The sequence below is a fragment of the Bifidobacterium sp. W8112 genome, assembly GCF_016101425.1.
Classification (GTDB): Bacteria; Actinomycetota; Actinomycetes; order Actinomycetales; family Bifidobacteriaceae; genus Bombiscardovia; species Bombiscardovia apousia.
In genome coordinates this window covers 501,811-522,320 of sequence record NZ_JACFQN010000001.1, presented here as the reverse complement: position 1 = coordinate 522,320, position 20,510 = coordinate 501,811, and the positions used below count along the sequence as shown (strand labels likewise).

The window sequence follows — 20,510 nt, the reverse complement described above, 5'->3', positions numbered from 1 at the left end:
GTGGTTGTCGAAGATGAGCGGCCACCGAAGCCATGCTTGAGTACACCAGTGTGGACAATTCAGGTCATTTGGCCTGAGTTCTCGCTTGCGTTATGGTGTTCCCTTGTGATGGTCCGTGATACGGCACGAAAGTCGCGTCGGAACATAAACGGGAGTGATTCTACATGAAGCATGCTGCGCACAAGGCTTCGGCCACGCGGGGCGCAGGTGGCAGTTCGCCGACCAGCCGATCGACGGGTGCAACCCGGGAGGCCGGCATTCAGGGCGTTGATGATGTCTTGGCGGCCAAGCTCAACGAGGTGGCCCCTCGAACCCGACGCTCTATCCGTTTGGCGGCCAAGGCCTCAGCCCGTCGCTCCCATATCATGACTGGTTCGGCCCTAACTGTCCTTGTCGGTGCGGCCGCTTCCTCAATGGCTGTTAACCAGGCTCGCGGCGACTGGTCCCTGCCTATGGCCGGCAGTGTCGCGATCAACCTTGTCACCCCCTCATCCTCCGCCGGCTACGCTGATGCCAGTGACAGTTCAAGGGTCTCTCGCTCCGACTACCGCCAGCCCTTGCCGACGGCTTCACAGCGCAACGAGGGCAGTTGGGACCTGGGCGAATCGGCGCTCGATGCCGGGCAGATGTCCAAATCCTCGGCAAACAATCCGGCCGTGGCAGCGCTGATGGATGCCGACCGATCGGTTCTGCCGGCAGGGTTCAACCCCAACCATGCCACGGGTGATGTGGGCAACGCCTACGAGTTCAGCCAGTGCACCTGGTGGGCCTATGTTCGTCGTCACCAGCTGGGTCTGCCGGTGGGCTCCCATATGGGCAATGCCAAGGACTGGTCAGGCTCGGCCCGCACTTTAGGCTACTGGGTGGATGACACGCCGCGCAATGTCGGCGACATTGTGGTCTTCCAGGCCGGCCAGGAGGGTTCGGACTCCACTTACGGCCATGTGGCCATTGTAGAGAAGATCAATCCTGATGGCTCCATCGTCACCTCCGAGTGCGGCGCCGTGATGAACGGGAAGACCTATTCCCGCACTCTGACGAATGTGCATGCTCTGCGCTATATCCATTACTGATCCTTGGTTGCGCGGATCGTGTTCCCCAAAGTTCATTGTTGTTCCCTACACGTGATAGAATTGTGCACGATGAAAAAAACACGCAAGTATGTGAGCATGATGGCAGCGGCCACTATCTGTGGCACGCTCTTCATCGGTATACCCGCCGTGGCCCAGGCCAGTGATGGTAGTGAGGCCGTAGCCACTTCGTCGCGTTCATTCACCCCCGGCAGCAAGGTGCGTGCCGACCTGCTGACCGAATCGACAGCGACCACCGTCGAAAAGGACAGCCGCTGGGGCGGTATCGAGTCATTGAACGTCCCTGCCACCAAGTCCCAGGCCGAGAAGGACGCCGAGGCCAGAGCTCAGCAGGCCCAGGCGGCGGCCAGCCAGCGCCAGGCCGCGCAAGTCAGCCGCTCTGCTGCTCGTAGCGGTGCCGCTAGTAGAGTCGCTGACGTACCGGCCACCGGCACGGGTGCAGATGTGGTCAACTATGCCCTTCAGTTCCAGGGGATTCCCTATGTATGGGGAGGAACAGATCCTGCCACAGGCTTTGATTGCTCTGGATTTACCCAGTACGTGTTTGCCCACTTCGGCATTGGCCTGCCCCGCACAGCCGATGCTCAGGGTTCGATGGGTGTGCCGGTTACGGATCCGGCTCCTGGCGACCTGATGGTAGCCCCCGATGGCAGCCATGTTGGCATCTACGTCGGCGGCGGACGCATGATCCACGCTCCGGCTCCCGGCCAGAGTGTCAAGGTTCAGGCGGTCTATCAGACTTTCAACTACCGTCGTCTGGTCTGAGGCATAGGTTTTATGCAGCGTTAACGCCCCTACGGGGGCGTTTTGCATATATCAGAGTCGAGGTTTCTCGCGTGTTGGTCCTGGCAGACTTATTGATCAGACCTGCATGCGATATTCTGACAGAAGGAGCGGTGTCGGTTTGTCATCGCCAAGTGTAAAGGAGGTCGTCGGATGAGCAACGACAAGGCTGTTCTGGTAGGCGTCGATGGCTCGGACGCCAGCTATAAGGCGGCGTGGTGGGCCGCCAACTACGCTAAGCATGCAGGGTTGACCCTGCAAATCGTCTGCGCCTATTCCCTTCCCTCGTACGCGGCCGTCTCTTTCGATGCGACGTATACCACCATGGGTGACGACGTGGCCGCTCACAACGACGCCCAGGAGATCCTCTCCAAGGCCAAGGCCATTGCCGATGAGCAAGGTGTCAGTGCAGCCACGCTGATCGTTACGGGAGATCCCTCCTCGGTCTTCGTGGAGCTGAGCCGCAATTACCGGCTGATCGTCATCGGGAACCGGGGCAAGGGCGGCTTGGCCGAGCGACTGCTGGGAACTACCAGCTCCAGCCTGCCCGCTTATGCTTACTGCCCAATCGTGGTTGTTCCCTACACTGACGACGACGGCAATCTGATGCATCTGAGCAACGATATCAAGCGGGTCGCCGTGGGTTCCGACGAGTCCAAGTGGGGCCTCAAGGCCCTGCAGATAGCCGCCTCCTTTGCCGACAGCTGGGATGCCGAGCTGGATGTCATGTCTGCAGTGCCCAACATTTCCGGACTGACCGGTACGGGTTCGGCCGAGGAGCGCAGCGTCATGGATTCCTACCTGGATGACCTCAATACCCGAATCGCACCGCTTATGAAGACCTATCCGAATCTGCGCATCAACAAGACGGTGGTGCCGGGGTCGGCTGTGGAAGCGCTGACCCAGGCCAGCAAGACCCATGATGTGGTTGTGGTCGGCTCGCGTGGTCGCGGCGGCTTCACAGGGCTTCTGCTGGGGTCGACCAGCCAGGGGCTCCTGCAGCATGCAGTCAGCCCGGTCTACGTGGTGCCGCGCAAGTACGTGGAGGCCGAGGAGTCCGGGCTCAAGGCCGCAGCAGAGGCGGCGGAAAGCACGGATGTGGCTGAGATTACCGGCGTGGAGCGCATCTCCGTGGATTCAGCCAAGCCCGAGCAGCTGGCTGACCTGGAATCGACCATCGATCCCGAACACAAGGAGTAAGGGCAACGACAAGAGCGGGGATTCCCGAAGTTCCATGAACTCGGGTGTCCCCGCTCATCTATGTTGCCGGCTCAGTGGCGAACCTTGACGGAGATCCTGACCGGGGTCTCCCGCTGATAGGTGTGTGCCACGGTGCAGGACTTGGCTATATGGCGGCGGACCCGCTCCTCCAGCTTGTCGGCATCATCTTGGGCCAGCCTGGCAGAAGTGGCATCGACGTCCACCTGCTCGTCGAAGCTCAGGTAGGCGTCATCGTCGGCGTCATAGGTGCCGTCCACCACGATTTTCGCCCCCTTGCCCTTGCCCAGGGCGCTCTCCACGGCGAATTGGCTGGACAGGGCTCCGCAGGCAGCCAGAGCGATCTTCATCAGATCGCCGGGGTTGAACTGATCCTCGCCCTTGCCGAAGGTGATGTGAGCCCCATTGTCGCCATAGGCGTTCCAGGTGCCGTCCTTGTCGCGTTCGACCCAAAGTCTCTTGCCCATCTGTTCCTCCTTGTCCGGCACCCGCCCGGGTGCGTCATTCGGATCCGACCCTGTGGCCGGACCTGCTCCTCCAATCTAACCCGGACAGCGCAATTCGTCACCGGGGCGCGCTCAGCTGACCGAGGACTTGATAGTATGGCCGCATGGCCTTGACTCCTGAAGAACTGCAACGTATTCGCACACGCATCCCCGAGCGTCCAGACTCGGACATTCCCACTCCCTATGAGGACCTGGTGCGCACCATCCTGCGCGAGGGCACCCTGAAGTCCGACAGGACGGGCACCGGGACCATATCGCTGTTCGGGAAGCAGATGCGCTTCGATCTGTCGCATTCCTTCCCGCTGATTACCACCAAGAAGGTCTACTTCCGGGGCATCGCCTACGAGCTGCTTTGGTTTCTCAAGGGGTCGCAGAATGTGCGTTGGCTGCAGGAAAACCGCGTGCACATCTGGGACGAGTGGGCCGACCCGGAAACCGGGGATCTGGGTCCGGTCTATGGAGTTCAGTGGCGCAGCTGGCCCGCTCCGACCCCCGAGGACCCCGATCGTACCATTGATCAGATCGCCAAGGTGCTGGATCTGATACGCACCCACCCGGACTCCCGTCGAATGATCGTCACTGCTTGGAACCCAGCCCAGGTTGACAGCATGGCCCTGCCGCCCTGCCATGCGCTCTTCCAGTTCTATGTGGCCGACGGCAAACTGAGCTGCCAGCTCTATCAGCGTTCCTGCGACATGTTCCTGGGGGTGCCTTTCAACATCGCCTCCTACGCCCTGCTGACCCTGATGATGGCCCAGCAGGCAGGTCTTGAGCCTGGGGAGTTCGTCTGGACCGGTGGCGACTGCCACATCTACGACAACCATGTGGAGCAGGTTCTGGAGCAGCTGTCACGCAAGCCCTATCCCTATCCGACCATGCGCATTCGCAAGGCCGATTCCATCTTCTCCTACCAGTACGAAGACTTCGAGGTGGTGGACTATCACTGCCACCCCGCCATCAAGGCCCCTGTGGCGGTCTGATGGTGCGGTGAGCGGAATACGGGCACCGTCGGATCCGCAGATTAGAATGTACTCGTATATCTACTCGCTATGAGGAGTGAACACAACAGATGGAGCATGACAATAGTCGAAGCGGCTATCACGAACCCGAGCCCGGTCAGGCCGGGCTTCTAGGTGATGAGGAATGGCGGCATCAGGAAGAAGAGATAGGCCGCCGCTCATCGGTCAATATGATCTGGGCGCAGGCGCAGGCCACTGACGGTCGGCGCGGCGCGATTGGTTACCACAACGCACTGCCCTGGCATCTGAGCGAGGACATGCGGCACTTCAAGGAGCTGACCGTCTCCCATCCGGTCATCATGGGGAGGCGGACCTGGGTCTCCATGGGGGAGCGGCCCCTGCCCAAGAGGGACAATATCATTCTGTCCAGTGATCCAGGGTTTCGGGCTCCAGGCGCCACGGTGGTATCTGCAGCTGACGATGCTCTGGAGCTGGCCAGGCAGGAGGCCATTCCCGACGATGGGATGGATCGCAGCGAAATCTGGGTCATCGGCGGCGCAGGGGTCTTTAGCACCTTCTTCCCGCTGGCTGATGCCGCCTACGTGACGGATCTGGATCTGCGGACTCCAGCTGATGTCTTTGTGCCTGATATGGAGGAGCTGGTCAGCAAGCGGTTCTGGCAGGTGCGCGACGAGAGCCAGTGGATGAACCCTGCCAAACCAGACCAGGCGGCTGCCATCCCGCGGTTCCGGTACATCACCTATGGGAAGGTGCGTTGATGGGCCAGGATTCTGAAGGAAAGGCCTCACGGGGTCCCTACAACGTCATGACCGTCTGCACCGGCAACATCTGCCGGTCGCCCATGGCTGAGGTCATTCTGCGCAAGTTCTTCCAAGACCGCGGACTGGATGAGGATCAGGTCAGGGTGGAATCCAGCGGAGTCAGTGACGAGGAGTTCGGCAACCCCATAGATCGACGTGCTCAGAAAGTTCTGCGCGAGCGGGGCTATGAGGTGCCGGCTGACCACTTCGCCCACCGGATCACCCGGGAGGAGGCCGAAGATGCCGACCTGCTGCTGCCCATGACGGCCGACCATATGCGAGCCCTTCTCCGTCTGCTGCCCTCCGGCAAGCGATCCGCTGTTCACCTGTACCGCAGCTTCGACCCGGACCTGCCCAAGCCGGCACCGGGTCGGGAGAGCCAAATCGACCTGGTTGACCCTTGGTATGGCGGCCCCCATGAGTTCGAGGTGGCCATCGATCAGATCGAGCACACGGCGCCCTACATCGTCGACTGGGTGGTTAGGCAGCTGTCCTGAACGATAGATGCATGAAATATCAATTAAGCCCCTGGATTCCTCGAGAGTCTCAGGGGCTTAATGGCTGGTGGCTCCGAGCGGGATCGAACCGTTGACCTAGCGATTTTCAGTCGCTCGCTCTACCAACTGAGCTACAGAGCCATGAACAGTCGAAAAGACCCGGAAAGACCGGGCCAGACCATTCCCAGCGACTCCGGCCGGACTTGAACCGGTGACCTCCGCCGTGACAGGGCGGCGCTCTAACCAACTGAGCTACGGAGCCGAGACTGCTTGAACAGCCAAGAGGAAAGTTTACATGAGCGCCGGAGGAATGCAAGCCCCGGCGCGTCGCTGCCTAGTCCTGCTGCTGCCAGCCGTCGGTGTCGATGTGGTGGGCAGGGTTGGCCTGCCAGGCCTTCCATGCAGATTCTACGATCTCCTCGACGCCATACTTGGCATGCCAGCCCATCTCGGTGTTGATCCGGGTGGGGTCGCCGATCAGGTGCGGCGGGTCGCCGGCGCGGCGGGGCTTGACGGCCTCGGTGAAGGGCAGACCCGTCACCTTCTTTACCTCGTCCACGATCTGTCGGACGGATGTGCCCTGGCCGGTGCCCACATTGAAGGCATCGTAGCGGCGTTGGTCGCGGTCCAGGTAGTCCAAGGCGGCGATGTGGGCGTCAGCCAGGTCGGAGACGTGGATGTAGTCACGCACGCAGGTGCCGTCGGGGGTGGGGTAGTCGTCCCCGAAGATGGCGGGCGCCTTGCCCTGACGCAGCCTGTCGAAGAGCATGGGGATCAGGTTGAGGACCGCCGGGTCCTCCAGGCTGACCGGTCCGCAGCCGGCCACGTTGAAGTAGCGCAGGGCGCAGAAGCGGATGCCGTAAGGCTGCTCGCAGGCCCGCGCCATCCACTCGCCGACCAGCTTGGTCTGGCCGTAAGGGTTGATGGGGACCATGGGCTGCACGTCCTCAGGGACCACGTCGACCGGAGGCTCGCCGTAGGTTGCGGCCGAGCTGGAGAAGACCAGCTTCTTGGCGTTGGTCTTTGCCATGGCGGACAGGACGTTGATCATGCCGTTCAGGTTCTGCCGGTAGTACCAGATGGGCTTCTCCACCGACTCGCCCACCTGCTTGCGGGCGGCGAAGTGGATGACCGAGTCGACCTTGTTCTCCTCAATGATCTCAGCCAGGCGCTGATCGGCGCCAGGTGCAGCCACGTCGGCGCCATAAAGACGGGCATTCCCGATCCGGTCGGGCCTGCCATAGCTGAGGTCATCGACTACGACGACATCCTTGTCGGTCTCCTGCAGGGCGTGAACCACATGGGCGCCGATGTACCCGCAGCCGCCTGTAACCAAAACTGACATATGCATGCCTTTCCTATCGAAAACCAGACTATTGTTCGGTTTTGCAATATTTTGTTGTATTTTGTTCTGAATTGAGTATATCACGGGCACATGTGACTCTTGTGCCTGCTTGTATCCGCTTCCTAGGATATATATGAGCTGTGATGAGTACAGAAAGACAGAGCAAGGCCCCCATGAGGTCCATCGTCTCCTATGTGAGGCGGTCCGAGAAGCTGAGCGACCGGCTGGCGAAGGCTTGGGCTCGGTATTCCTCTAGATATTTGCTCGATTTGGGCCAGGCTGAAGGTTCGTTGACGGTTGACGAGGATCTGCGTTGTGATGCAGCAATGGTCAGGTCGGTCTGGGGACGGGATGCGCCGCTGATCGTCGAGATCGGATCCGGCCAGGGGGAGAACGTCGTGGCCAGCGCCCGGGAACACCCTGATCGGAACTACCTGGCCCTGGAGGTCTACCAGCCGGGATTGGCCCATACCATGCTGATGGCCGGCAAATCGGACTTGGATAATCTGCGACTTGCCCAGGTTAACGCCCCAGACCTCCTGGCCCGAATGGATCCTGGGCTGATCAAGGAAGTATGGACCTTCTTTCCTGATCCCTGGCCCAAGATGAAGCATCATAAGCGTCGCCTGGTTCAGCCGGCTCTGGCTGATGACTTGGCGGCTTGTCTGGAGCCGGGCGGCCTTTGGCGAATTGCAACCGATATCGAGGATTACGCTCTGCATGTGCATGAGGTGATGGATGAGAATCCGAGATTCAGAAACCTGGGTAATCTGCCGGTCAGTCTGCCCACCCAGCATGTAGGCAAGGGGACTGCTGATCAGGCCAAATCCCTGCCTCATGCCATGTTCATGGAGTCGGAGCGGTTCGACGGCAGAATTGTGACCAACTTCGAGCGCAAGGGGATTCAGGCCGCCCGGATCATCCATGACCTGACTTATCAGGTTTTGGCAGACTGACCATAGAGCGCACAGATGGGATATGCGTCTGGTGCTTGTAGATGTGAAGAGCGAGGGAGGCCCTGATGGCCAAGAGGATAGTGGTGGGGATGTTGGCTCATGTGGACGCCGGCAAGACCACGCTCTCGGAAGCCATGCTCTACCAGGGAGGGAAAATTCGCCGTCTGGGCAGGGTGGACCATGGCGATGCCTATCTGGACACCAACGATTTGGAGCGGCAGCGGGGCATCACCATCTTCTCCAAGCCAGCCCGGCTGACCTATCGCGATGTCGACCTGACCCTCATCGATACACCCGGCCATGTGGATTTCTCAGCCGAGATGGAGCGGGTCCTGTCAATCTTGGATTATGCCCTCCTAGTCGTCGATGCTACCGCTGGATTGGAAGGATACGTTGATACGCTCTGGCGACTTCTGACACGCTACAAGGTGCCTACCTTCATTTTCATCAACAAGTTGGATGCCCCTGGAGCTGATGCCGCCCGTATTCTTGAAAGCTGCAAGCAGCGCTGGTCTCCGGGCTGCTTCGATCTGAGCCGTGGACTTGAACATGGCGATATGGAGGATGTGGCCTTGCTCAACGAGGACGTCATGGATGAGTACCTCAAGACCGAGGGCATATCTGATGAGAGCCTGGCGCGGCTGGTTGCCGACCGTCGTCTTTTTCCCTGTTTCCTTGGGTCCGCCCTGCGTCTGGACGGAATCGACGCCCTTCTGGAGGGGTTTGAGCGGTACACCCTTTCGCCTGGGTACGGCAGAGAGTTCGGCGCAAGGGTGTTTAAGGTATCGCATGATGACAAAGGCGCCAGGTTGACCTGGCTCAAGGTGACCGGTGGCGACCTGCCGGTCAAATCCTCTTTGACCACCGAATTCCGTCATGGAGATGAACCCAACAAAGCATCGGGTTCTGTTGCGGAGGCGTACGGGACAGCTGGAGATATGGCGCAGAACGGACACGTTGAGACCAAAGAGACGGTTGATCAGCTTCGTGTCTATTCGGGAGCTTCCTATACGTTGACGGACTGCGCCCAGGCCGGAAGCATCGTGGCGGCCACCGGCCTTGACCTGACACGTCCGGGGCAGGGGCTGGGGTGCGAGCGGAAGGACCTGATTCCTGTGCTGGAGCCGGTGCTGTCCTATGCAGTGGCTGCCGAAGAGGTGGATCCGCACCACTTGTTGAGTGCCTTGCACATTTTGGAGGATGAGGATCCACTGCTGCATGTGGTCTGGCAGGAGCAGCTTCAAGAGATTCACTTACGACTGATGGGACAGGTCCAGTTGGAGGTAATTCAGGAGGAGTTGGAGCGGCGCTTCGGTATACAGGTCTCCTTCAGCCAGGGCGGAATCCTCTATAGGGAGACCATCGCGACCCCCGTCGAAGGGGTTGGACATTTCGAGCCCCTCCGGCATTATGCCGAAGTTCATCTGCTCCTGGAACCTACGGAGCCGGGCAGCGGTCTCAGTTTCGCATCGACCTGCAGCCTGGACCGCTTGGACGGCAATTGGCAACGGCTCATCATGACCCATCTGGCCGAGAAGGAGCATCTGGGCGTCCTGACAGGTTCGCCTATCACCGATATGCGCATCACCCTGTTGGACGGCCGCGGGCATATCAAGCACACCGAGGGAGGAGACTTCCGCCAGGCCACCTACCGGGCCGTCCGGCAGGGGCTGATGAAGGCAAGCAATATCCTGCTGGAGCCCTGGTACCACTTCAGGCTCGCCCTTCCACAGGAGAATCTGGGCAGGGCTATGTCGGACATCTACCGGATGAAGGGCAGCTTCTCGGAACCGCAGGCAGACGGGGACACTGTCGAGTTGGAAGGGGATGCGCCGGTATCACAGATGCGTGATTATGTCATCGAGGTCAGCACCTACACTCACGGCCGCGGACATCTGACCTGTTTCTTCAACGGGTATCGTCCCTGCCAGGACCAGGATGCTCTTGTGGATTCCATCGGCTATGACCCCGAGTCCGACCTGGAGAACACCCCTGATTCGGTCTTCTGCGCCCACGGGGCAGGATACCCGGTCAAATGGAACAAGGTGGAGGACTTCATGCACCTGCCCGGCGGCCAGTACATCTGAAACACAGCCTTGAGGATTCGAGCTCGATCGGTCACCGGCATCGAGCGGCATGGGGCAAGGATCATTCGGGGTTACCGGCCGCTGTTGGCTGACGATTTACCTAGAATTATGGACATGATTGATCATCTGACGCTGAAGGTTCGGGACATCCAGGCTTCCATCGATTTCTATAGCAGAGCCTTGGCACCGTTGGGGTACGTGGCCAAGGCCCACCATGAGCCCACTATTGGGTTCGGCGCAGAGGACGACGGGGCCCACTCGGACTTCTATCTGACACCGAGCGGGGATGGGACCGGCTCGCCGGTGACCCACATAGCTTTCAGGGCTGACGATGCTGCAATGGTGGATGCCTTCTACAGGGAGGCGCTCGCTGCCGGTGGCCGTGACAATGGTGCTCCAGGGCTGCGCGATTACCATCCTCATTACTATTCGGCTTTCGTTTTGGATCCGGACGGGAATAATGTCGAAGCAGTGGTGGACTGGTCAGGGGCTTAGGGGTAACTGCGTCAGTCCATATATGGGATTATGCAAGCATTTGAGCGCTTGGGAAAGCCTAGGATGACCGGTATGACCTATACAGCCGCATTCGACGTGGGGACCACGCAAGTCAAGGCCGTTCTTGTGGATGACCAGGGCTCTGCCAGGGTGTGCGCGTCCAGCGGTCTTCTGCCGCTCAACACAGGTGACGGGCGTATCGAGCAGAATCCCGAGGATTGGTTGCAGGCCTTCATTGAGGTGTCCCGTGATCTTTTGGCCAGGGCCGGGCGGAGCATCGAGCACTTCAAGAGCGACCAGGTCGCCGGCATCATCATGAGCGGACAGATGCAGGACCTGATTGCCCTGGATGCACTGGGGCAGCCCGTCGGGCCGGCGATCCTGTACGCGGACGGCAGGGCCGAAGAAGAGTCTGCTGAACTGACGGAAACCTATGGGTCTGAGTCCTTTCACACCGTAGTGGGGAATCCCTGCGATGGGTCCCTGCCGGTGGCCAAACTGATGTGGTTGTCCAGGCATCAGCCCGACCGTTATGCGCAGGTTCGCCATGTGCTCATCGATGCCAAGGATTATCTGATTTGGTGGCTGACCGGTGTCTACTGCGGCGATATGACGGCCTGCTCGACGGCAGGCGCCATGGATCTGCGCTCGCGGAAGTGGAGAAGGGACATCCTGGAGGCAGCAGGTGTGGATGCCGCGATCTTCCCGGAAGTCTATTGGCCATGGGAAAGCATCGGCGCCAGCACGCCGGGTGCATCCGCTGCCACGGGGTTTGCTCCGGGAACCACGGTCTATGCGGGAATGGGGGATGCTGGCGCATCCACCTTGGGCGGCGGGGTATTCCATCCCGGTCAATTCAATATCAACCTGGGCACATCCGGTTGGATTGCCACAGTGACAGACCAGGCTGTAATTGACCGCCCCGGAATGGTCAATTTGGCCTATCTGGGTACTGACAGCATCATCAATACAGTGCCCTTCCTCAATGCTGGCAACGTGCATGCTTGGGCCACCGGAGTCTTTGCAGGGGGCAGTCCGACCGTGGCCGACAGCGATCCCTATCGACGCATGGGGTATTTGTTGGAATCCAGTCCGGTAGGAGCGCGCGGCGTGATATGCCTGCCCTATCTGGTGGGGGAGCGCTTCCCTATGATGAACCCTTCGATTCGGGGAGCTTATGTCGGCGTTTCTTCCGAGACGGAGGCCTGCGACCTTGCCCGAGCCGCGCTGGAAGGTGTGTCCTATTCGATTCGTCAGGGGCTTGACTTGCTGGGCACGCCTATCGAACGCGTCACCCTGATTGGCGGCGGAACCCGCGAACCCCAATGGTGCCAGATGCTGGCGGATATCCTTGATGCGCCCGTTCAAGTGCTCGATGATGCCCATCTCATGCCTGCGGTGGCCCTGGCTCAGCTGGTCTCTGTTGGCAAACAGGCCAAGCCCTCTTCACGGCCTGATTTGGAGGGCTTGGAGAAATTGGTGGAAGCGAACCTTACAGGAGGCGTCTTTTCTCCCGACGGTGCAAACCGTCAAGTGTACGATGCTGGTTACAGCCGGTTCCGGCGTTTATATCCAGCTTTGGATGCACTTCGGTAAATGTCCATCGGATGCAGTTGTTCCTCATGTCCGGTGAGGACGATTCAGGCTGGAGTAATTTTGGCAACTATTTTGTCTGTTTTCGCATGCTCGTAGACTGCGACAAGCAAAGCCATAGAAATTCAAATAAATGTGACTTCACTATGCTGGTGGATTCTTATCGGCGATGATTATAAGTGTGTACTGTTGTGCGTACTATCTTGGTTCAATATCGACCAAAACAGCCCGATTCGAATTTTGCGCTGATTTTTTGCGAATTTGTTGAACGGCGGAATACCGCCACTTTCCAACCCTTTGCCTGGTACCCCCGGAGAGAGTCGAACTCTCGCTGTCAGATTGAAAGTCTGGTGTCCTAACCGTTAGACGACGGGGGCGAACGTGCCCATGATACCCGCCCCCTATGGACCAGGCAAACCTGGTGTGCCGTCCGCCGGTCAGTGATCCTCCTGGTCCAGCTCCTGGTCGCGGCGATGGAAGAGCTCCATCTGTTCGCGGATCCAGACACGCTCCGCAGGGTTGATATCGGCGGATTCCAGGTACTTCTGGTAGACGGGATAGAAGGCCCTGAGGATGGGGTAGATGGCGTAAAGGGTGTGCTCGGGCTTCTGCTCCCTGGTGTGTTGCGGGTGGGCATCAAAGGTGTTCTTGAAGCGCTGCATGTAGTGGCGGAAGGATGTGAAGGAGGTGTCCATCCGGCGGGCGCTGATGCCCACATTCATGTCCTTGCAGTAGACCGTCTTGAACCCCTGGTCGATCAGGTGCAGGGAGATATCGACGTCCTCGTGCATGATGTCCTCTTTGTCCCTGCAGACGTGACTGCGTATGGCCCGCCAGGCAGTGGCGCGCAGGGCCATGTTGGAACCGTAGAGCAGGTATTGCCCGTCGTCGGCCCGGTAGATGGCCCTGCGGATGGTGTTGTCGCCCTTGAGCCCGATCCTCTTGCCTGGCATGTCATAGTAGGCAACCGGTCCAGTGGCGCCCATGGCCTTGGGGTCCCGGGTGAAGATGCCGGAGACCACCTCAACCCAATTGGGACGAAGCATGCAGTCGGCGTCAATCCGGCCCAGCACATCGCCGGTTGCCCGGTCAAGTCCGTAGTTGCGGGTGGGGATCAGCCCCTGTTCACTGTCCTGGTGGAGCAGCCTGACATGCTGGTCAGGGTTCTGGTCAATGAAGTGCTGGACGATGGAGGCCGTTGCGTCTGTGGAGTGGTTGTCGACTACCAGCACCTCCTTGGGTGCCTGGCTCTGCCTGGTGGCGTTCAGGAGGCAGTCCTCAATGCGTTCTTCCTCATTCCAGGCGGGTATGACTATGGAAACGGTCAACATACCCCTCAGGATACGTGTGCCCGGATACACCGTCGGCTCAACCTGTGCCCTACAGCCCGCCATGTCAGCCATCTTGGGATAATGGAACATATGGCCAACGAGCAAAAGCAGCGCTTCGATTTCGCGACGGTCTTCCCGCCCAAGGGGGATCCGCGCCGACCTCCGGAATGGTTCGGCCGCGCCCTCCTCTATGTAGCGATAGCGGTCTTTCTGGCCTGGTTCGCTTACGCCTCCTGGTGGAAGATCGAATTCCTGGTGCTGGATGTGGTGATCGCCATCTTTGTCTCCCTTGCCATGGAACCTCTTGTGATCAGACTGGTCAGACATGGCTGGCGGCGGGGAGCAGCCTCTGCGGTCACGCTGGTAGGGCTGATCATCATTGTGATCGTCCTTATGGGGATGTTCGGCAACCTGCTGGTTCAGCAGGTCATCGGCATGGCCAACGGGGCTCCAGCCCTCTATGAGCAGGTGGCGGAATTCATCGCCAGCCGCACCCCTTGGCACCTGCCGGCCATGCAGGATCTTGGCGGTGAGATCGTCAAGAACATCCAGACCTCATGGGTGACGGACTTTGCAGGACAGGCCCTGAACACCACCGTGGGCCTGGTGGGGTCCTTCATTAATATCATGACCGTCCTGCTGGTCATCTACTACATCTCCGCCGCAGGGCCCAAACTGCGCCGCAGCCTCTGCCAGTGGCTGGCCCCCAAGAGCCAGCGCCGTTTCCTTTTTGTCTGGACCATCGCCCAGGACCAGATCTCCAGCTTCCTGTTCAGCAGAACCATTCTGGCGCTCATCTCCGCAGCCTGCATGTCGGTCTTTCTGGTCATTCTGAAGGTGCCCTACTGGCTGCCGCTGGCCCTCTTCTGCGGGCTGGTATCCCAGTTCGTGCCCACCATCGGCACCTACATAGGCGGAGCTATTCCCGTAGTGGTGGCCTGGGGAAGCCGCGGACTGCTGGTGGCTGTGATCGTGCTGGTCTACATCATCATCTACCAGCAGATCGAAAACATGATCCTGGCCCCCAAGATCTCCCAGCGGACCATGGACCTCAACCCTGCTATCGCCTTCCTCTCCGTACTGGCTCTGGGTGCGGTCTTCGGTGCCCTGGGGGCCTTCCTGGCCCTGCCTCTGGCGGCCAGCTTCCAGGCTATATTCTCGGCTTCGGTCAGGCACTATGAGCTGATCGACTCTCCACTCATGCAGGATCCCAAGCCGGTCGGCAAGTCCAAGGTGGTCGAAGGTGTCGAGGCTTTCAATGAGCACGTGGTTCAGCCGGTGGCAAGCCATGTGGGCAGCCGATCGGCCAAGGGGACCAGCGCCAGGGTCCGAGTGGACGATCCGGTCATGACGATTGCCCGCGAGCTCTACCCGACCTCTTCCCCGACGGCCAAGGATCTGGATGAGTCGGCCACGGTTCCCATACCCAAGTCCGCCTCAGCCCCCGTAAGGCACAGGCCGCTCAAGGGCACCGAGACTGCGGACGAGGCCTCCGAGGGGGAGGATAACCCCCGCAAGGAGTGGCGCTGATGGCTCTGCTCAAAGTACTGGACGTTCTGATGATGTTGCTGGGCGGGGTGGGCATCGTCTACCAGGCCATCTGCATCGTCATCTCCTTTGTCTCCAAGCCTACGGTCTTTCCCGAGGCCCCATTCGACAAGCGGTTCGCCGTCCTTATTTCCGCCCGCAACGAGGAGCAGGTGGTCGGTCATCTGATCAATTCCATCAAGGAACAGACCTATCCGTCCTCCATGATCGACATATGGCTGGTGGCCGACAACTGCACTGACGACACCGCCGGACTGGCCAGGTCCCTGGGCTGTCATGTGGTAGAGCGGCAGGATCCGAACCAGGTGGGCAAGGGCTACGCTCTGACCTTTCTGCTGGACCAGATACTTGAGCGGGGCCTTGCCTCCCGCTACGATGCCTATTTCGTCTTCGATGCGGACAACCTCCTGGACCGCCATTACATCGAAGAAATGAACAAGGCCTTCCAGTCCGGCTTCCGCATACTGACCAGCTACCGCAACTCGGTCAACTTCTCTGACAACTGGGTCTCCTCCGGCTCAGCCCTATGGTTCATCCGCGAATCCCGGTTCCTCAACACCTCAAGGATGGTCATCGGCTCCAGCTGCCATGTGGGCGGCACCGGGTTCATGTTCTCCAGGGAGGTTATGGAGCGCAACAACGGCTGGAAGTTCCACCTGCTGACCGAGGACCTGGAGTTCACTATGGACTCGGTGCTGCACGGCGAGCGCATCGGTTATTGCGGCACCGCCATCCTCTATGACGAGCAGCCGGTTACCTTCAAGCAGAGCTGGCGGCAGCGGCTGCGCTGGAGCAAGGGCTTCCTTCAGGTCTTCCGCTACTACGGGCCCGCCCTGATCTCCAGAGCCTTCCGTGAACGCGACTTCTCGGCCGTGGACCTGACCATTCTCATCTGCCCGCTGACCGTCCTGGCTCTGGTCCGCTGCTTCTTCGGTCTGCTCTTCCCGGCTCTGGGCTTCGTGACCTGGACCAGCCAGGTGACTGAACTGATCAATGGCATCGCAGCTGGAGTGCTGGGTGTCCTGGCCATGATGGGCCTGGCCGCACTGACGGTCCTGGCCGAGCGGGACAAGATCGGCGCATCCAACAAGGAGCTTTTCGCCTACTGCCTGAGCTTCCCCATCTTCATGCTCAGCTACCTTCCCATCTCCTTCCAGGCCATCTTCGCCAATCCGGGATGGAAGCCCATCGAGCACTCAGGGCATTGAGGCCAGTCGTCCCTCAACCGGCACCGAGCCAGGGGTGGGATGGGATAGACTTAAGGCCATGTCCGACGAAGCGCAGCCACCCAGGATGACCGCCCAAACGGCAATGGTCCCTCCGCCAGATCCGCAGGCAGCAGTCTCTATCCGTGCCTTGGTCAAGTGCTACCGGGGCCGGCCGGCTGTCAACGCCCTCTCTCTGGATATTCCCAGGGGGTCCTTCTACGGGATAGTCGGCCCCAATGGCGCAGGGAAGACCACCACGCTGAACATGATGACCGGCCTGCTGATGCCCGACTCCGGCAAGGTCATGATCCTCGGCAGAGACGTGTGGTCGGACGTGGATACGGCCAAGCGGGTCATCGGCGTCATGCCCCAGGGCGATCAGATCTTCGACAGGCTGACAGGTCTGCAATTGCTGGTCTACTCGGGCATGCTTCGACGGATGCCGCGCAGTGAGGCGCTGGGCCGGGCCAGGGACCTGCTGGAGGCCTTCGACCTGACTGATGCCGGCGGCAAGCGGGTCTGTGATTATTCATCGGGCATGACCAAGAAGATCTGCCTGGCCACGGCCATGATTCATTCCCCTAGGCTTCTGGTGCTGGATGAGCCCTTTGAATCGGTCGACCCGGTCTCCAGCGCCAATCTTAAGGACATCCTGGCCGAGTATGTCGATACCGGAGGAACAGTGGTGATTTCCTCGCATGTCATGGCCCTGGTGGAGCGGATGTGCACCCATGTGGCCATCATCGACCATGGTCTGGTTCGGGCTGATGGCACGGTGGCACAGGTCGCTGCCGGCGAGGATCTGGAGGATCGCTTCCTGGAGCTTGTCGGAGGCCGCCACCAGGCTAAGCGAATCGCTTGGCTGAACGGTTCCGGGTCCGAGGAAGACCAGGAGACGGAATGAGCACGGCATCCACCATCATCGCCATGCGTTGGTCCATTACCTGGGGAACCATCAAGCACTCCTCCTGGCAGTTGGTCGGCGCCATCATCAGCTTGCTCATGGCCATAGGCATCTGCTTGGCTTCGTGGCAGGTCGCGCTGACACTCGGGGGCTGGCTGCCCAGTGCTAGTCCGGGCGACCGGCAGCGTATGGGAACCATCTTGGTCCTGTTCATGGTCGGGCTGACTCTGGGAGTGATCCTGATTCAACTGGCTTTTCTGGGCCAGGGGTCGATTCTGAGCTCTTCGCGATTCGTCCTGTACGGGATTCCTGACAGCCAGCTGCAAGTGGGGCTCTACCTGGCTGGGCTGACTGGGCCTGCAGGATTGACCGGCCTTGGCTGCTTCCTCGCTCTGACAGCCATCTATGCCCGCACGGGTGTCGGAGCCACGATCATGGCTTTGATCGCAGCCCTGTTGGCTGTCATGGTGATGCTGGCCCTATCCCGGGCTGTTTTGGACCTGGTCGGTACCTTGATGGTTTCTCAGCGCTCCCGATCCGGACTCTATCTGCTGGTCACCGTGGTGATCATGCTTTTGTGTCTGCTGCCCTCTCTGCTGGACAGCGGGATTATGGATGGCATGGCAGTCGACACTGACTCCCTCAAGACCGCGGCCGACATACTGGCCTGGACGCCGCTGGGTGCCGCTGTCCGCCTGCCGGAGGATTTCCTTTCAGGATCATGGTGGGCTCTGGTAGGACGTCTGTGTGTGGAGCTGACCACCCTTGCTCTCTGTTTCATGATCGGCATGCTGTGTCTGCGTCATGACCGTTTATACGCGGGGGCCAGTGCTGAAAGGTCGTCTGCCCCCAGGGGGCTGGGGCTGCTGGGCCGGTCCCGGAACGTAGTGGATGCCATGATTGCGCGATCGCTGATCTATCTTCGTCAGGACCCCCGCAAGCTTGTCAGCTATCCGCTTCTGCTTGTTGTGGTGATTCTGTACGCGATAATCTTCCGTCAGATGCCCATGATGCTATGGCTGGGACCGATTGTGGGCGCCTGGGTGCTGGAGGTTCCCGAGGGCAACGCCCTGGCCTACGATGGGCTTGCCTTGCGCATGGAGATAGCGGCGGGAGTGAAAGGTCGTGAGGACCGGCTCTCCCGTGTCCGCAGCCATCTGAGTGTAGCTCTGCCCTGCATACTCCTGCTTGGGCTGGTGACTTTGGTATTCTCCGGGGCAATGAAGGGCGGACCAGATCTGGTCATCTCCTTGGATATGTTGGCCGCGACCATAGGATTGCTCCTGTCTGGGCTGGGAGTTGCCCAGGTCTTCTCGGCCCTGCTGATTTACCCGGTACCCTCCATGGACCAGCCTTTCACCTCGCCGCAGGGACGTGCCGTGGCCCAAGGCTTCCTGCCGATGCTGCAGTTGCTGGCTAGCCTGGTGATCATGCTGCCCACCCTTTTGGTGGCATTGCCGGCCATTATCACAGGCGGGATTCTTCCCCTCTGGCTGCCCGTGCCGGTCGCACTGGCGAACGGGCTGATTGTGCTTGCCGCAGGTGTCGCTTTAGGATCCCGGATCTTCGATCGTCGACAGTCGGCCATTCTGCTGACGCTGGATCGCTATGCCTCTCTGCAGTCCTGAGGCAGTGACAGAACCAGTACTAGGCTAGTTGGTTGGTGCCTACCGATTCGAACTCGGTTGGCGAACACAAGTCCGGGAGTGAGCAATTGGGTGACAGACATCAGCTGCGCATGACACGTCGTCGGCGGATCAAGCGACGCTGGCGGGTGGCCTTGGCCATGCTTGTGGCTGTCATACTGGTCGTCGGCTATGCAGGCATGGATCTGGCCGACCTGGTGCCCGGACCGCTGACCTTGGCCAAGACCAGCCATTCCTCGGCCCCTCCTGCGGTCATGGTAGGAGATCCTCCGACCCTCGCCGCGGACAAGCCTGGGTCTGCAGTGGATGCCGGCCAGGTCCAGCAGCTGGTCGATGCTTTCGCCAGTGCACCGGGCCTGGGCAATGGGTACTCGCTGGTCGTGCGACAGGCCGACGGACGGGTGCTGGCCCAGAAGAACGCCGACCAGGCACGCCAGCCGGCCTCCACTATGAAGACCTTGACCGCAGCCGCAGCCGCCTCTGTTCTGGACATGTCTTCACAGCTGGATACTGAGGTGGTTCTGGATTCCTCCACCCCCTCGCAGGCCACGCTGACCCTGCGCGGTCACGGCGATATGCTCCTAGGGGCAGGCAAAGACGACCCCTTGCATGTCAATGGCCGGGCCGGACTAGGGACCCTGGCCGAGAAGACGGCTCAGGCTCTGCGCCAGCAGGGGATCGACCGAGTGGCCCTGGCCTACCAAGACACGCTTTTCGGCGACGATCGGGAGCCGGAGGGCATTGCAGAAAATAATCCTGATGGAATCTACTTCCAGGTGCCTGTCTCCATGGCTGTGGATGAGGCTCGGCAGGGACGCACTGAGCCTGTCGCCTACCCGGATGCAGGGGTTTACTTGCCCAGGGTCGAAAACCCGGCGGAGGCCGCTGCCGTATCCTTCGCCAGCAGCCTGATGGAGTCCGGGATCCAGGTGGATCATGCCCAAGGGCCCGAACGGGCTGACCATGCCCAGGGCAGGGTTCTGGCCCGTATCCGCTCGGCGCGGCTCAGCGAGATCATGTCGCTGATGCTGCGCAACTCCGACAACAGTCTGGCCGAGCTTTTCGGCCGTCTGACCGCCTTGGCCCTGGGCATGCCCAACAGCCCAGCCGGGGCTGTGAAAGCCGTGACCAGCACGCTGAACAAACTGGGCGTGGACACCGCGGGCCTCAACATGGCCGACTGCTCGGGGCTTACCCCTGGCTCCGTCCTGCGGGTGGGCACCTTGGCTGACGTCCAGCAGCTGGCTCTTGCCGACAAGGGCTTGACCCCCCTAGTCAAGGGCCTGTCTGTAGTGGGCCTGACCGGCACAGCGGCCAGCCGAAAGGTGGATGACCAGGCTGATGGACTGATTCGGGTCAAGACCGGCACTCTGGATCAGGTGACCTCGCTTACGGGCAATGTGATTCGTCGCTCCGGAGGTGTTTTGGTCTTTGCTGTGGTCATCAACGATTCCGAGGATGTGGCTGCTGCCAGACAGGCTGTGGACACCTTGGTCGGATCCTTGGATCGGATTTGAGCAGG

The 20,510-nt window shown here is 60.3% G+C and carries 18 protein-coding genes and 3 tRNA genes; 15 read left to right on the top strand and 6 right to left on the bottom strand.

Annotated elements, in window-relative coordinates; translation table 11 throughout:
• Nucleotides 1-164: 164 nt before the first annotated feature.
• From H3T92_RS02130 to H3T92_RS02120, 3 genes are all read left to right on the top strand, one after another.
• Nucleotides 165-1,073 carry a CHAP domain-containing protein gene (locus H3T92_RS02130; RefSeq protein ID WP_144085095.1) on the top strand — a complete coding sequence of 303 codons (909 nt, stop codon included), beginning with the start codon at nt 165-167 and terminating at the stop codon, nt 1,071-1,073.
• 69 nt (nt 1,074-1,142) lie between these two features.
• Nucleotides 1,143-1,856, top strand: a complete 714-nt coding sequence (locus tag H3T92_RS02125) for a C40 family peptidase (RefSeq protein WP_232341825.1) — start codon at nt 1,143-1,145, stop codon at nt 1,854-1,856.
• A 171-nt stretch (nt 1,857-2,027) separates the two neighbouring features.
• Nucleotides 2,028-3,074: a universal stress protein gene (locus tag H3T92_RS02120; RefSeq protein ID WP_101432730.1), complete on the top strand. Its 1,047-nt coding sequence runs from the start codon at nt 2,028-2,030 to the stop codon at nt 3,072-3,074.
• Nucleotides 3,075-3,145: 71 nt separating this feature from the next.
• Here the strand turns inward: H3T92_RS02120 and H3T92_RS02115 are convergent, their stop codons facing one another.
• The gene (locus H3T92_RS02115; RefSeq protein WP_024626723.1) at nt 3,146-3,559 is read right to left on the bottom strand and encodes an OsmC family protein; all 414 of its coding nucleotides are present in this window, start codon (nt 3,557-3,559) and stop codon (nt 3,146-3,148) included.
• Between the two features lie 143 nt (nt 3,560-3,702).
• On the opposite strand from H3T92_RS02115, the gene H3T92_RS02110 reads away from it, so the two are divergent.
• The 3 genes from H3T92_RS02110 (at nt 3,703) to H3T92_RS02100 (ending at nt 5,875) form a co-directional block, all read left to right on the top strand.
• Nucleotides 3,703-4,578 carry a thymidylate synthase gene (locus tag H3T92_RS02110; RefSeq protein ID WP_144085096.1) on the top strand — a complete coding sequence of 292 codons (876 nt, stop codon included), beginning with the start codon at nt 3,703-3,705 and terminating at the stop codon, nt 4,576-4,578.
• A gap of 89 nt (nt 4,579-4,667) precedes the next feature.
• Complete coding sequence (locus H3T92_RS02105; protein ID WP_144085097.1) at nt 4,668-5,336, top strand: dihydrofolate reductase; 669 nt, start codon at nt 4,668-4,670, stop codon at nt 5,334-5,336.
• Complete coding sequence (locus H3T92_RS02100) at nt 5,336-5,875, top strand: low molecular weight protein-tyrosine-phosphatase (protein WP_144085098.1); 540 nt, start codon at nt 5,336-5,338, stop codon at nt 5,873-5,875. The genes H3T92_RS02105 and H3T92_RS02100 overlap by 1 nt, the downstream gene beginning before the upstream one ends.
• Before the next feature lie 65 nt (nt 5,876-5,940).
• Here the strand turns inward: H3T92_RS02100 and H3T92_RS02095 are convergent.
• The 3 genes from H3T92_RS02095 to galE form a co-directional block, all read right to left on the bottom strand.
• A tRNA-Phe gene (locus H3T92_RS02095) sits at nt 5,941-6,016 on the bottom strand.
• A gap of 47 nt (nt 6,017-6,063) precedes the next feature.
• Nucleotides 6,064-6,137, bottom strand: a tRNA-Asp gene (locus H3T92_RS02090).
• A 72-nt stretch (nt 6,138-6,209) separates the two neighbouring features.
• A complete protein-coding gene (galE, locus tag H3T92_RS02085; protein ID WP_144085099.1) occupies nt 6,210-7,220 on the bottom strand; it encodes a UDP-glucose 4-epimerase GalE in 1,011 nt (336 codons plus the stop codon).
• A gap of 143 nt (nt 7,221-7,363) precedes the next feature.
• On the opposite strand from galE, the gene trmB reads away from it, so the two are divergent.
• The 4 genes from trmB (at nt 7,364) to H3T92_RS02065 (ending at nt 12,354) form a co-directional block, all read left to right on the top strand.
• Nucleotides 7,364-8,176, top strand: coding sequence for a tRNA (guanosine(46)-N7)-methyltransferase TrmB (gene trmB, locus H3T92_RS02080; protein WP_144085100.1), 813 nt, complete (start codon nt 7,364-7,366; stop codon nt 8,174-8,176).
• A gap of 65 nt (nt 8,177-8,241) precedes the next feature.
• Nucleotides 8,242-10,263 carry an elongation factor G gene (locus H3T92_RS02075; protein WP_144085101.1) on the top strand — a complete coding sequence of 674 codons (2,022 nt, stop codon included), beginning with the start codon at nt 8,242-8,244 and terminating at the stop codon, nt 10,261-10,263.
• A gap of 114 nt (nt 10,264-10,377) precedes the next feature.
• Nucleotides 10,378-10,758: a VOC family protein gene (locus H3T92_RS02070; RefSeq protein WP_144085102.1), complete on the top strand. Its 381-nt coding sequence runs from the start codon at nt 10,378-10,380 to the stop codon at nt 10,756-10,758.
• Nucleotides 10,759-10,821: 63 nt separating this feature from the next.
• A complete protein-coding gene (locus tag H3T92_RS02065; protein WP_415873688.1) occupies nt 10,822-12,354 on the top strand; it encodes a xylulokinase in 1,533 nt (510 codons plus the stop codon).
• Nucleotides 12,355-12,653: 299 nt separating this feature from the next.
• On the opposite strand, the gene H3T92_RS02060 is transcribed toward H3T92_RS02065, so the two are convergent.
• Nucleotides 12,654-12,728 (bottom strand) — tRNA-Glu (locus H3T92_RS02060).
• Nucleotides 12,729-12,788: 60 nt separating this feature from the next.
• Nucleotides 12,789-13,682 carry a glycosyltransferase gene (locus H3T92_RS02055; RefSeq protein WP_144085104.1) on the bottom strand — a complete coding sequence of 298 codons (894 nt, stop codon included), beginning with the start codon at nt 13,680-13,682 and terminating at the stop codon, nt 12,789-12,791.
• 90 nt (nt 13,683-13,772) lie between these two features.
• Here H3T92_RS02055 and H3T92_RS02050 point away from each other — a divergent pair, with 90 nt between their 5' ends.
• The 5 genes from H3T92_RS02050 (at nt 13,773) to H3T92_RS02030 (ending at nt 20,505) form a co-directional block, all read left to right on the top strand.
• A complete protein-coding gene (locus H3T92_RS02050) occupies nt 13,773-15,212 on the top strand; it encodes an AI-2E family transporter (protein ID WP_144085105.1) in 1,440 nt (479 codons plus the stop codon).
• The gene (locus tag H3T92_RS02045) at nt 15,212-16,438 is read left to right on the top strand and encodes a glycosyltransferase family 2 protein (protein WP_045924751.1); all 1,227 of its coding nucleotides are present in this window, start codon (nt 15,212-15,214) and stop codon (nt 16,436-16,438) included. The genes H3T92_RS02050 and H3T92_RS02045 overlap by 1 nt, the downstream gene beginning before the upstream one ends.
• Nucleotides 16,439-16,496: 58 nt before the next feature.
• A complete protein-coding gene (locus H3T92_RS02040; protein ID WP_144085106.1) occupies nt 16,497-17,342 on the top strand; it encodes an ABC transporter ATP-binding protein in 846 nt (281 codons plus the stop codon).
• On the top strand, nt 17,339-18,970 hold the full coding sequence (locus tag H3T92_RS02035) for a hypothetical protein (RefSeq protein ID WP_144085107.1): 1,632 nt from the start codon (nt 17,339-17,341) through the stop codon (nt 18,968-18,970). Before H3T92_RS02040 ends, H3T92_RS02035 begins: the two co-directional genes overlap by 4 nt.
• A gap of 86 nt (nt 18,971-19,056) precedes the next feature.
• A complete protein-coding gene (locus H3T92_RS02030) occupies nt 19,057-20,505 on the top strand; it encodes a D-alanyl-D-alanine carboxypeptidase/D-alanyl-D-alanine-endopeptidase (protein WP_186279325.1) in 1,449 nt (482 codons plus the stop codon).
• Nucleotides 20,506-20,510 lie beyond the last annotated feature (5 nt).